Source organism: Pseudomonas sp. GW823-FHT02E01, from assembly GCF_058797535.1.
Genome location: NZ_JBXAJS010000010.1, coordinates 1 through 12,275 on the forward strand (window position 1 = coordinate 1; position 12,275 = coordinate 12,275).

The 12,275-nt window shown below is 59.2% G+C and carries 11 protein-coding genes and 1 tRNA gene; 5 read left to right on the forward strand and 7 right to left on the reverse strand.

All coding sequences use genetic code 11. The features are described from left to right. Positions 1–100 precede the first annotated feature (100 nt). The 3 genes from gbdR to AC1RDQ_RS22465 all read right to left on the reverse strand — a co-directional run bounded on the left by gbdR (position 101) and on the right by AC1RDQ_RS22465 (position 3,421). The gene (gene gbdR, locus AC1RDQ_RS22455) at positions 101–1,213 is read right to left on the reverse strand and encodes a choline metabolism transcriptional regulator GbdR (protein ID WP_489338648.1); all 1,113 of its coding nucleotides are present in this window, start codon (positions 1,211–1,213) and stop codon (positions 101–103) included. A gap of 106 nt (positions 1,214–1,319) precedes the next feature. Continuing rightward, entirely contained in the window at positions 1,320–2,720 is a 1,401-nt protein-coding gene (gene gabP, locus AC1RDQ_RS22460; RefSeq protein WP_223502003.1) for a GABA permease, read from the reverse strand. A 613-nt stretch (positions 2,721–3,333) separates the two neighbouring features. Next, positions 3,334–3,421, reverse strand: a tRNA-Ser gene (locus AC1RDQ_RS22465). Positions 3,422–3,544: 123 nt separating this feature from the next. Here AC1RDQ_RS22465 and AC1RDQ_RS22470 point away from each other — a divergent pair. Continuing rightward, positions 3,545–4,216, forward strand: coding sequence for a Bax inhibitor-1/YccA family protein (locus AC1RDQ_RS22470; protein WP_057714309.1), 672 nt, complete (start codon positions 3,545–3,547; stop codon positions 4,214–4,216). Positions 4,217–4,276: 60 nt separating this feature from the next. Here AC1RDQ_RS22470 and AC1RDQ_RS22475 read toward each other — a convergent pair whose 3' ends face one another. Together AC1RDQ_RS22475 and AC1RDQ_RS22480 are read right to left on the reverse strand one after the other, a co-directional pair. Further along, positions 4,277–4,606, reverse strand: coding sequence for a YceK/YidQ family lipoprotein (locus tag AC1RDQ_RS22475; RefSeq protein WP_057714311.1), 330 nt, complete (start codon positions 4,604–4,606; stop codon positions 4,277–4,279). A gap of 56 nt (positions 4,607–4,662) precedes the next feature. Then, positions 4,663–5,100: an Lrp/AsnC family transcriptional regulator gene (locus tag AC1RDQ_RS22480; protein ID WP_090455719.1), complete on the reverse strand. Its 438-nt coding sequence runs from the start codon at positions 5,098–5,100 to the stop codon at positions 4,663–4,665. A 136-nt stretch (positions 5,101–5,236) separates the two neighbouring features. Between AC1RDQ_RS22480 and AC1RDQ_RS22485 the strand changes: the two genes are divergently transcribed. Then, the gene (locus tag AC1RDQ_RS22485) at positions 5,237–6,130 is read left to right on the forward strand and encodes a DMT family transporter (RefSeq protein ID WP_154859759.1); all 894 of its coding nucleotides are present in this window, start codon (positions 5,237–5,239) and stop codon (positions 6,128–6,130) included. Positions 6,131–6,146: 16 nt separating this feature from the next. Here the strand turns inward: AC1RDQ_RS22485 and AC1RDQ_RS22490 are convergent, their stop codons facing one another. After that, positions 6,147–7,187 (reverse strand): FUSC family protein, encoded by a 1,041-nt coding sequence (locus AC1RDQ_RS22490; RefSeq protein ID WP_492588271.1) that lies wholly within the window; start codon positions 7,185–7,187, stop codon positions 6,147–6,149. A gap of 44 nt (positions 7,188–7,231) precedes the next feature. Further along, positions 7,232–8,857 carry an NADP-dependent glyceraldehyde-3-phosphate dehydrogenase gene (locus AC1RDQ_RS22495; RefSeq protein WP_090455715.1) on the reverse strand — a complete coding sequence of 542 codons (1,626 nt, stop codon included), beginning with the start codon at positions 8,855–8,857 and terminating at the stop codon, positions 7,232–7,234. 262 nt (positions 8,858–9,119) lie between these two features. Between AC1RDQ_RS22495 and AC1RDQ_RS22500 the strand changes: the two genes are divergently transcribed. The 3 genes from AC1RDQ_RS22500 (at position 9,120) to AC1RDQ_RS22510 (ending at position 12,206) form a co-directional block, all read left to right on the forward strand. Continuing rightward, on the forward strand, positions 9,120–9,506 hold the full coding sequence (locus tag AC1RDQ_RS22500) for a c-type cytochrome (RefSeq protein ID WP_492588272.1): 387 nt from the start codon (positions 9,120–9,122) through the stop codon (positions 9,504–9,506). A gap of 22 nt (positions 9,507–9,528) precedes the next feature. Beyond that, entirely contained in the window at positions 9,529–10,923 is a 1,395-nt protein-coding gene (locus AC1RDQ_RS22505) for a D-arabinono-1,4-lactone oxidase (RefSeq protein ID WP_492588168.1), read from the forward strand. Between the two features lie 74 nt (positions 10,924–10,997). Then, complete coding sequence (locus AC1RDQ_RS22510) at positions 10,998–12,206, forward strand: DSD1 family PLP-dependent enzyme (RefSeq protein ID WP_492588273.1); 1,209 nt, start codon at positions 10,998–11,000, stop codon at positions 12,204–12,206. Positions 12,207–12,275 lie beyond the last annotated feature (69 nt).

A 12,275-nucleotide genomic window follows, 5' to 3' on the forward strand; every position in this document is an offset into this window, starting at 1 on the left:
GGGTTTCGAGAGGAACACCAATGTGCACGTCAAATCTCCTGCGTGATCTTATTGAGTAAACCCATGCACTACGGATGAATGGGGCGGCAGGGACGTCCTGTCAGCACGATTGCGCCAAGTCGAAACGATCAATCATTCGAACACTGGCAAAAGTCGATTCGTTTCGTGCCTGGTCGAGCGCTGTCAGTGGTTTAGTTGATGACTGCTGCGTAGTCGCGAGCGTTGCCGGTTTGCGACTCATTTCAGAGCCGGAACGCTCGTCGCTTGGTGGAACACCAAAGTACTCGCGATAGCACTTGGAAAAGTGTGGTGTGGACACGAAACCGCATACATACGCCAGCTCAATGATCGACAATGATGTTTGCTTAAGCAGTTGTCGCGCTCGAACAAGACGTAACCTTAAGTAGTAGCGTGACGGCGTACAGTGAAGGTATTTCTGAAATAGCCGTTCTAGCTGTCGACGTGACAGATCCACGTATTCTGCAAGGTTATCCAGGTCGATCGGTTCCTCGAGATTGGCTTCCATCAACGCGACGATCTCCTGCAACTTAGGCTGATGAGTTCCCAACACATGTCTGAGCGGAACCCGCTGATGGTCCTGTTCGTTGCGTATGCGCTCGTAAACAAACATCTCAGAGATGGCTGCGGATAATTCACGACCATGATCGCGACCAATCAGGTGCAGCATCATGTCCAGCGGCGCGGTGCCGCCCGAGCTGGTGAATCGGTTTCGGTCCAGGGTGAAGAGGCTCGCGCTGATGCTGACTCGCGGGAAAGCCTCCTGCATGGCGGCCAAAAATTCCCAATGCACGCTGCACTCGTAGCCGTCGAGCAGCCCGGCTTTGGCGAGCGCCCAGCTGCCGGTGCACACACCTCCCAACCGTCTGGATTGACGCGCCAAGGCTTGCAGCCAGGTAATGTGCTCGCGGGTAATCACGTTCTGGATTCCAACACCACCGCACACGATTACAGTGTCCGCCACTAACGGATTGTTCCACGAAGCATCCGGAGTGATCGGCACGCCGTCACTGGCCCAGACAGGCTCTCCATCGGGGCTGAACGTATGCCAGCGATATAGCTCTCGTCCCGACAACTGATTGGCCATGCGCAGTGGCTCTACTGCGGACGCCAGGGAAATGAGTGTGAATTTATCCAACAGCAGAAAACCAACGGATTGAGTCGTACCGTCGGACACGGTGGAGTTCGATGACATCGTGGTCATGTCCTCACAGAGAGCGATTACGGCCTGAGACGCAGGAGCTGGTAATACTCCCCAGCGTTGGCGTAGGGAGTAGGTTTGGCGCAAATACCTCCTTGGTTTATCCCACTGACGTCACCCTCGCAGCCTGCGCAGGGTGACGCGACGTCACAAGGCCGATAAAGGAAATCGCCAGCGCCAGGCCAATTGTTGTGCTGACTTCGGTACGGTGCTCCGGGGTGATCATCATGACTGCCAGCGCTGCGCAAATGAACGCAATCACCAGCCACGTCAGCCATGGAAACAGCCACATGCGAAAGGTCAGCTCAACGTTCTGCCGACGCAACATCCGGCGCATGCGCAGTTGCGACACCGCAATGGCCAGGTACACCAGCAAGGCAATCGCGCCGGAGCTGGCCAGCAGGAAGTTAAACAGCCCGGCGGGCATGAAGTAGCTCCACACGGTGATCGCCGCGCCCAGCACGGTGCTGGCGATGACTGCTGCACGCGGCACGCCCTCGGAGGAGGTCGCCTTCAGCGCCTTCGGCGCATCGCCACGACGACCCAACGAGTACAGCATGCGCGAAGCAATGTAGATCGAGGAGTTCATGCAACTGGCCACGGCGATCAGCACCACCACGTCCACCATGAACTTGGCGTGGGGAATGTTCATGATTTCCAGTGCACGCTGGTAGGAGCCTACCTGGGCGAGCAGCGGATCGTTCCAGGGCACCACGGAGATGACCACGAAAATCGACAACAGGTAGAACACGCCGATGCGCCAAATCACCGAACGCGTGGCCTTGGCGATGTTCTGCGAGGGATTGTCGGATTCGGCGGCGGCGATGGTGACCGCTTCAGTACCAATGAAACTGAACATGATGGTGATGAAAGCGCCGACTACCGCCGACAGGCCGTTGGGGGCAAATCCGCCATGCTCGGCCATCAGTCCGCTCAAGCCGCTGACTTCCCGATCGGGAACCCAGCCCATCAGCACGGCAAAACCAACGCCGATGAAACCGATGATCGCCACCACCTTGGCCATGGCGAACCAGAATTCGAATTCGCCGTACTTGGAGACACTGAACAGATTGGTGATCACCAACGCAATGATCGACACCAGGGCGAACAGCCAGGCATCGATCTGGGGAAACCACTGGTTCAACACATGGCCGGCGGCCAGTGCTTCGATAGGGATCACCAGTACCCAGAACCACCAGTACAGCCAACCGATGGTGAAGCCTGCCCAACGACCTATTGCCTGGTCGGCATAGGTGGAGAACGAGCCTGTGTCCGGGTTGGCCACCGCCATTTCACCGAGCATACGCATGACCAGAACCACAAGCAGGCCTGAGAATAGGTAGGCCAGCAGGACGGCCGGGCCAGCAGCTGCAATGGCATGTCCTGAGCCAACGAATAAACCGGCGCCGATAATCCCGGCGATTGACAGCATTGTTACGTGACGAGGCTTGAAGCCCTGTGCCAATTGGCCATTCGAATCCTTGGAGCTCGGGCTAATCATCGGGTTTTTTTTCTCTGCTGATCGACATTTAAGCGAATTGATGGGGGCAACGGATCATCATCGTTTCCTGCTGCCGCTTCCTGAAAGTGGCACCCTTCAAACGCTGCCGTACTTATCAAACCCATCGTCGCGATGTGGTTTTTTCCATGAAAAGAGGCGCCACCTTACCCGGCTTGTTCGATAATTCAGTTACCTGTTCACGCCACCTCCTTGCCTGATATCGACACGTGCCAACTTAGCGTTCACAGCGAATACCAATCGGTCACGAATTGGCCAGGTGGAATCGTTTTGTTTTTTTGAGGATTCTGCTAAAGCAGCAACGAATGGGGATTGCCTGGAAGGTTTAAACGGCCGAGAAGGTTTCGGGCCGAGGGCCGCGAGATCTCTGCGGGAAGAGCGGATTGGATGATTACTGCCTGTCGCGACCGGCTAAATCCATAGCCGTTTACTGTCGGTCAAGAAGGTCAGCTGGCGACCTTTTCCCTGTAGCGGCGCTTTCAGCTTGGTCGAGGGGTTACCAAATGGTTTTGTAACGGCTCTGAAAAGCAGCACCGATTCCCAAACCCCAGAAACGACAAAGCCCTGAATAATCAGGGCTTTGTCGGTACAAATATGGCGGAGGCGATGGGATTCGAACTCATGGACCTGTTACAGTCGACGGTTTTCAAGACCGTTGCCTTAAACCACTCGGCCACACCTCCGTTTGCGTTGCGGGCGCCATAATACCTGAATGAAACACACTGTCAAACTCTCTGCATAGCTTGTTACAGAGCGTCTGTTATGATCTTTGCGACTGAACGTTTCAAACCAACAGGAGTGTCGCCATGCGCGAACAGGATTACGCAGTTAATAACAGCGTGCAGGCTGAGCAGCTAGAGGTTAGCCGCGTCCTGCGCAACACATACGGCTTGCTCGCCCTGACCCTGGCTTTCAGCGGTGTGACAGCCTACGTTGCCCAGCAGATGCATGTTGGCTACCCGAACATTTTCGTGGTGCTGATCGGCTTCTACGGTCTTTTCTTCCTCACCAACAAACTCCGTGATTCGGCCTGGGGCCTGGTGTCGGCATTTGCCCTGACCGGTTTCATGGGTTTCCTGCTTGGCCCGATCCTCAACCGTTACCTGGGTATGCAGGGCGGCGCTGAAGTGGTCAGCTCGGCTTTCGCGATGACGGCGCTGGTGTTCGGCGGTCTGTCGGCGTATGTGCTGATTACCCGCAAGGACATGAGCTTCCTCGGCGGTTTCATCACGGCAGGCTTCTTTGTACTGCTGGGTGCGACGCTGGCGAGCCTGTTCTTCCAGATCAGCGGCCTGCAACTGGCGATCAGCGCAGGTTTCGTGCTGTTCTCCTCGGTCTGCATTCTGTTCCAGACCAGCGCCATCATTCATGGCGGCGAGCGTAACTACATCATGGCCACCATCAGCCTGTATGTATCGATCTACAACCTGTTCGTCAGCTTGTTGCAGCTGTTCGGCATCATGAGCCGCGATGACTGATCCTCGGCCTTGAACTAAAAAACCCGCTCAGGCGGGTTTTTTATTACCACAAATCCAGGCCTACTCTGTAATGACGATGCTGCCGTCGGCTTGTTGGCGGTAGATGGTGTAGGGCAACAGCAGTGTGTCCATCGCCCCGGACACGACCACGTCGAGCAGCACGATAGCGGGGGCGGGACCATGTACCTGCGCATCCCGGCCGTCTTCGAGGGGCGCGTTCAGGTAGCAGAAGTCGTAGGTCACGCCGCTGTAGATTCGCGGTACCGCGCCGCAGTAACTCTTTTGTTCCTTGAGACTTTTCGAGGCCACTTCGTCACTGCGCACAACCGTCTGAATCGTGCCGCAACCCGCCAACATCGTAGCCACCAGTAGTATTGCCTGAGTTTTCATGCCGTCAATCCTTCGCCGGAAACCCTCAATCTACTTCAGTCTGAAACAAATATCACTCACGCCATGGGCGGCAACCGGCGCTTGACCGGGGTTTTCTTGACGATCGCCGTATTGGTTTCAGCGTGGGTGTTGAGTCGGTCGAGCAGGGTGTCCAGTTGTTCCATCGAGCGCACATGCAGGCGCGCGATGAAACAGTCGTCGCCGGTGACCTTGTCGCACTCGGTGAATTCGGGAATGGCCATGATTTGCCGCTCCACTTCCTGCAATTGCCCCGGCAACGGGCGAATACGCACGATGGCCTGGAGTTGATAGCCGAAGCTTTTCGGGTCGATTTCAACGGTGTAGCCCTTGAGTACGCCTCGCTCTTCCAGGCGGCGCAGACGCTCGGCAACACTGGGGGAAGACAGGCCGCTGATTTGCGCCAGGGCCTTGAGCGAGCGTCGCGAGTCCTCCATCAGCGCGGTGATCAGCAGCTGGTCGATGTCATCGGTCATGGCGAAACCCTCTGTTAGGCATTTTTTCAAAAAGGCCTTGATAAAAAAGGCAGATCCCGAGTTTAGCCTGCTTTTTGCTCTGGAGTAGCCCCTGGGTGCATTGGCATACTTTGGCCACAAACACAGGAGTCTGATGATGGACAAAACCCTACGCCGCGGTTCGTTCGAAATGACGGCCGCCATGCTGATCTCCGGCACCATCGGCTGGTTCGTGCTGGTGTCCGGGCAACCGGTGCTGGATGTGGTGTTCTGGCGCTGCCTGTTCGGTGCTGGCACCTTGCTGCTCATTTGCGCGGCTTTCGGCTTTCTGCGCCCCGGCATTCTGACCCGCACCACGTTCCTGCTCGCAGTGCTCAGCGGTGTGGCGATCGTCGGCAACTGGGTGCTGTTGTTCGCGTCCTATTCCCGGGCGTCGATTGCCATCGGCACTGCCGTCTATAACGTCCAGCCTTTCATGCTGGTCGGGCTGGCGGCGTTGTTCCTCAACGAAAAGATCACCGCGCAGAAACTGACCTGGCTGGGCGTTTCGTTTCTCGGGATGCTGGCGATTGTCAGTGCCCATGGCAGCCAGGGCGAAAGCGGCAGCGATTACCTGACGGGCATTGCCTTGGCGTTGGGCGCGGCGTTTCTCTACGCAATTGCCGCGTTGATCATCAAGCGACTGACTGGAACTCCACCGCATTTGATCGCGCTGATCCAGGTCAGCACAGGCGTGCTGTTGCTCGCGCCCTTCGCGAATCTTTCGGTACTGCCCCAGGCGCCAAGCGCGTGGGCCAGCCTGGTGACGCTGGGTATGGTGCACACCGGCGTGATGTATGTGTTGTTGTACGGCGCGATTCAAAAACTGCCGACGGCGTTGACGGGCGCGCTGTCCTTCATCTACCCGATCGCGGCGATTTTCGTCGACTGGTTTGCCTTCGGTCATCGCCTGGAGCCACTGCAATGGATTGGAGTCGCGGCGATTCTGTTGGCCGCTGCCGGCATGCAACAAGGCTGGTCGCTGAAGTTTCGGCGCACGGTGACGCCTTGAGTGTCAACCAGGAGCGTCAGATGTTCCAGCGCGGTGCGCTCTTGGCCAAGCGCTGGCGCATCTCCCCGACGTTGGCGGCCAGTTGCTGGGTCAGCAAACGATACCCGTCCAGCGTGTTGTAGACCGGCGCATCAAGGCTGACAAGCGGCACATCCACGGGGCGATTGAGCCGCTGGGCGGCGCCTGATTTCAACGCCCGGGCCATGCCGATCAATTGCACGCGAATCTGTCGATGCTCGGCTTTCAATGCCGTTTGCATCAGCGACATCGCCTCGAGGTCATTGGCATCCGGTCGGGTATTGCCGAGGATTTCCAGGGTACTGACGCACATGCGCAGGTTGCGCTGAAGGGCATCGAGTTCGGTCATGGAAATCTTCACTTCCTTGGACACCGAGGGCATCAGTGAGCGAAGTTGCACCATCACCGCGTTCAGGCGAGTCATGAGCTTGAGGTGTTCGTCGGCGGTGATGGCCTGGCCGTCAATGATGCGCCCGTAGACTTTCGCGCAATCACGCAGCGCATCGGCCAGGTTGTAGCGCCAGGAATAAACCGCGTACAGCGGCAGGGCAAAGGAAAACGCCAGGGCCAGGGCAATGCCGATCAGGATATCCACCCCGCGCCACAAGCCATCGGTGACCGGGTTGTCGCCGTGCCCCGCGACGATGAACACGGTAATCGCCGACAGCAGCGCCGTGTAACCACCCTTGCCGATGGCGTGATACGAGAAAAACCCGCAGACCACCGACATCGCGAAATAGGTCAGCCAGGGCATCCCCAGCCAGGCCTGTTGTGCCACCAACACCAGGCCGACACCGGCGCCGATCAAGGTACCAATGGCGCGTTCGGCGGCTTTCTTGCCGATGTTGCCGTGGTGCTGCAAGCCGCCGATCACCACCAGCATGGTCACCGACGCCCACTCACCGTGGGGTAGATTGATGCCGGTGGTCAGCAGGATCGTCGCCAGCAACCCGAGCGACACCCGCACCGCATGGATCACCCGGGCATGGCGGTAGCGCCGGTACGGGTCCAGCAACGGACGCAGCAATCGGCGCAGCAGCGGTGGCAGTCGATGGGCTCTGGATGTACTCAGGCTGGCTCTCCTCAGAAGATGTAGTCGGTGGTCAGGAAGCTCGAACTGCGGCCGCTGATGATCTCGCTGATCAGGTCTTTGTTGGTCTCCTGGAACTTGGTGGCCACCAGGGTGCGGATCGAAAACACCCGCAGTGCGTCATGGACCGACAAGGTGCCTTCGGCCGAGTTCTTGCGACCATTGAATGGATAGGTGTCCGGGCCGCGCTGGCACTGGGCATTGAGGTTGATGCGCCCGACCTGGTTGGCGAAGGTGTCCACCAGCCGGCCAACCGCCACCGGGTTGGTGCCGAAGATGCTCAATTGCTGGCCAAAGTCCGACTCCAGCACGTAGTCGATCACGGTATCCAGATGACGGTAGGGCACGATGGGGATGACGGGGCCGAACTGTTCTTCCTGATAAACCCGCATCTGCGGCGTGACCGGGTACAGCACCGCCGGGTAGAAGAATGACGCACGAGCCTCGCCACCGTTGGGGTTGACTACCTTGGCGCCTTTGCTTTCGGCATCCGCCACCAGTGCATGCAGATAGTCGACCTTGCCCGATTCCGGCAGCGGTGTCAGGGCTACGCCACTTTCCCAGGGCATGCCGGGTTTGAGGTTGGCGAGCCTGGCATTGAATTTGTCGATGAAGGACTCGACCACGTCTTCGTGGACAAACAGGATCTTCAGAGCGGTGCAGCGCTGGCCGTTGAATGACAGCGAACCGGTCACCGCTTCACTGACCGCGTTGTCCAGATCCACTTCCGGCAGGACGATGCCCGGGTTTTTCGCATCCAGGCCCAGCGCCGCGCGCAAGCGGTGGGGTCTCGGATGGAGTTTTTTCAGGTCACTGGCGGCCTTGTTGGTGCCGATGAAGGCAAAGATGTCGATCTTGCCGCTGGCCATCAACGCACTGACCGTCTCGCGGCCGCTGCCGTAGATGACGTTGATCACCCCGGTCGGAAAGCTGTCGCGGAAGGCCTCCAGCAGCGGGCGAATCAGCAGCACGCCGAGCTTGGCCGGCTTGAACACCACGGTGTTGCCCATGATCAGCGCCGGGATCAGCGTGGTGAAGGTTTCGTTCAACGGATAGTTGTAAGGCCCCATGCACAGGGCCACGCCCATCGGTACGCGACGGATCTGGCCGAGGGTGTCCTGTTCCAGTTCGAAACGGCTGGAGCGGCGGTCGAGTTCCTTCAGGGCGTTGATGGTGTCGACGATGTAGTCGCAGGTGCGGTCGAACTCCTTTTCCGAGTCCTTGAGGTTCTTGCCGATTTCCCACATCAGCAACTTGACCACGGCGTCGCGCTGCTCGCGCATGCGCCCGAGGAAGGTTTCGACGTGCTGGATGCGTTCGGCCACGCGCATGGTCGGCCACAGGCCCTGGCCACGGTCGTAGGCACGGACCGCTGCGTCCAGAGCGGTCAAGGCGGTGTCGGCATCCAGCAGCGGCGTGCTGCCGAGGATCACCTGTTCATCGCCATTCGGGCCTGCCAGGTACACCGGGCTGCGGACCAGGGCCAGCGGCCCGTTCCAGGTTCTGAGTTGGCCATCGACCAGGTACTCGCGCTGCTCGGTCTGGCCGTCAAGGCGGTACTTTTCCGGGATCTCGGCGGGGCTTGGGAACAGGTTCTGGAGATTATTGGCTGTGGTCATGTCGCTACCCCTCTGGATTGGCTGATGCACTGATGAATCGTTTTAGCAGACCTCGGCAACGCTTGTCATGACTCATCTCAGGGTTTTGCCGAACAGCATGATGTCGGGGACTTGTCGGTGCCTTGCGTCATGGCCTCAGAAGCGCCCCTTGTTGGCCCCCAATGCCCTCAACCTGCCCGCGCGGGGTGCCTTAATGTTGACTCTCCTTGATCACAACAAAAAAGTGCACCCGGCTGGCCGGGCAGCCATTGAGAGGACAGCCATGCGGGCAAGCCGATTAACTGAAAAGCCTAGCCTTTGTTTGGCCTTGGTGGGCTGTGTCTTTGCGGCGTTGCTTGCAGGGTGCGGCAAAGAGCCGAACAAACCGCCGACCCGCAGCGAAGCAGGTGCCGCGAGGCCCGCCGACGCGGAACTCGCGCAGGTCTACGACAACAGCTGCAAGCTTTGCCATGCCAATCCAGCGGCCGGGGCGCCGCTGACCGGCGATATCAAGGCCTGGCAACCACGGGTATTACAGGGCGCCGACACGCTGCTCGATCACGCGATCAACGGTTACAACGGCATGCCGCCGATGGGGATGTGCATGCAGTGTTCGCAAGAACAGTTCCTGGCGCTGATTGCCTTTATGTCCGGCCAGCAAATCCAATAACAAGAACGGCAGGGTGCGATTCATGACGATGGACCTGACACGGCGTCAGTTGTTGCAACGGGCGAGCGTCATTGGCGCCTTTACCGCGCTCGGCTCAACGCCGGCACTGGCCGAGCTGCTGCGCGCGCCACGCCTGATTCCCTGGCGCAACTGGTCGGGAGGCCAGAGTTGCCTGCCGGCGGCGCGGTTGGCGCCCAAGAACCTGGATGAGTTGACGCAAGTGGTGCGCCAGGCCCCCGGCAAGATTCGTCCGGTGGGCTCGGCGCACTCCTTCAGTGCACTGGTGCCCACCGACGGCACCTTGCTGTCGCTGAGCTATTTCACGGGTTTGCTCGATCACGATCGGCAAACGCTGCAGGCCGAGTTCGCCGCCGGCACGCCGATGTCACGCATGGGCACGCCGCTCAAGGACATCGGCCAGGCCCTGCAAAACATGGCTGACATCGATTACCAGACCCTGGCCGGCGCGATCTCGACCTCGACCCACGGTACCGGCAAAGACTTTCAATCGTATTCGGCGCATGTCTGCGGCTTGCAGTTGGTGGCCGCCAACGGCGACGTGCTCGACTGCGATGCCAGCCGCCATCCTGAGGTGTTCAGTGCCGCGAGGGTGTCCTTGGGCGCGTTGGGCGTGGCCACCAGGGTACGCCTGCAAAACCGCCCGGCGTATCGATTGCGGGAGCGCCAATGGATCGCTAAAACCGAAGAGCTGCTGGAAGACCTGGACAAGAACACCCGGGAAAACCAGCACTGGGAAATGCTCGTGGTGACGCATTCCGACTACGCCTTGTCGATCGCCCTGAACGAAACCAGCGACCCGGCGACACCACCGGTCCCGGCGGATGAGGAGGGCGGCAACGAGTTTGTCACGCTGATCGAGAAGATCGACAAATACGCCAGCGACTTCCCGGACCTGCGTCGCACGATGCTCAATAACTTGCGCCATCTGGCCAGTTTCGATGACCGGGTGGGTGACTCGTTCGACATCTATGCCAACGTGCGCACGGTACGTTTCAATGAAATGGAATACTCCGTGCCGGCCGAATACGGCCCAGCCTGTTTGCGCGAGATCCTCAAACTGATCCAGGACAAGGACCTGCGCACCTGGTTTCCGATCGAGTACCGTTACGTCAAGGCCGACGACATTCCCCTGAGCATGTTCGAAGGCCGCGACAGCTGTTCGATCTCGGTCCACCAGCATTACCAGATGGATCATCACAACTTCTTCGCCGCCATCGAGCCGATTTTCTGGAAGTACAACGGCCGGCCGCACTGGGGCAAGTTGCACACGCTGAATGCGAAAAACCTGCAGCCGCTGTACCCGCGCTGGCAGGAATTCATCCAGGTGCGGCAAGCGCTCGACCCCAGCGGCAAATTTCTCAACGCGCACTTGTCATCCATTCTGGGGGTGAGCTGATGGCCGTCAATCGCCGCAATTTCTTGCTCGGTACCGCCGGTGTCGGCGCCTTGTTGGTGGGTGTCGGGGCGTGGCTGCGGCCGGGTGACCGAGGTGCGCCGTACAGCGATTACTTCCTTACGCTGAACCGCGAACTCAAGGACCACGGGCCGATGCGACCGGTGATGCTGATCGACCTTGATCGGCTGGATCACAACATCGATGTGGTGATGCAATCGGTCAAGCGCGCCGACAAGCACCTGCGCCTGGTGGAAAAGTCACTGCCGGCACCGGGGCTTTTGGCCTACATCGCCCAGCGCGCCGGTACGCAACGGCTGATGTCGTTTCACCAACCGTTTCTCAATCATGACGCGGTGCAGTTTGCCGAGGCCGATATTCTGCTGGGCAAGCCGCTGCCGGTGCGTTCGGCCGAGTTGTTCTATCAGTCGCACAAGGGTTCTTTCGACCCTTCGAAGCAATTGCAATGGTTGCTCGATACGCCGCAACGCTTGCAGCAATACCTCGCCCTGGCTCAAGGGCTGGGCACGCGAGTACGGGTGAACATCGAACTGGATGTCGGGCTGCATCGCGGTGGCGTCAGTGACCTTGGCGTACTCGGGCAGATGCTGGCGCTGATCAGCCAGCACCCGCAGCACCTGGAATTCGCCGGGTACATGGGCTACGACCCGTTCGTGGGCATGGGCGTGCCGGGGATCCTGGGCTCGCCCGAGGAGCTGTTCGCCAAGGTGATGGTGGTTTACAACCGCTGCGTCGATTTCACCCGTCAGCAATACCCCGGTCTGTGGCGCGAAGGGCTGACCCTCAATACGGCCGGCAGCCCGAGCTATCGCATGCATGAACACGAACAGCTCAGCAGCGAAGTGTCGGTGGGGACGGGGCTGCTCAAGCCCACTCATTATGATTTGCCGTCACTGGCGGAGCATGTGCCGGCCGCTTTTATCGCCACGCCAGTGCTGAAAAGCACCGGGGCTGTAAACATCCCGGCGCTGGATGGCAAGTCCAGGCTGTTTTCCTGGTGGGACACCAATCAGCGCGAGACGTATTTCATCTATGGCGGTAACTGGATGGCGGAGTTCGAATCGCCAGCGGGGTTGCAGAGCAATGGCGTGTATGGCCGCAGTTCGAACCAGGAAATGGTCAATGGTTCGGCGGCGGTGGGGCTGACGGTGGAGGACCAGGTGTTCTTGCGGCCTGCCCAGACGGAGTCGGTGTTGTTGCAGTTCGGGGATTTGCTGGCGGTTCGGGGTGGGCGGATTGTGGATAGCTGGCCTGTGTATTCCTGAAGTTTTTCAGTGTTTGTTCCGCCGTCATCGCGAGCAAGCTCGCTCCCACAATTTGGAATGCATTTCCCA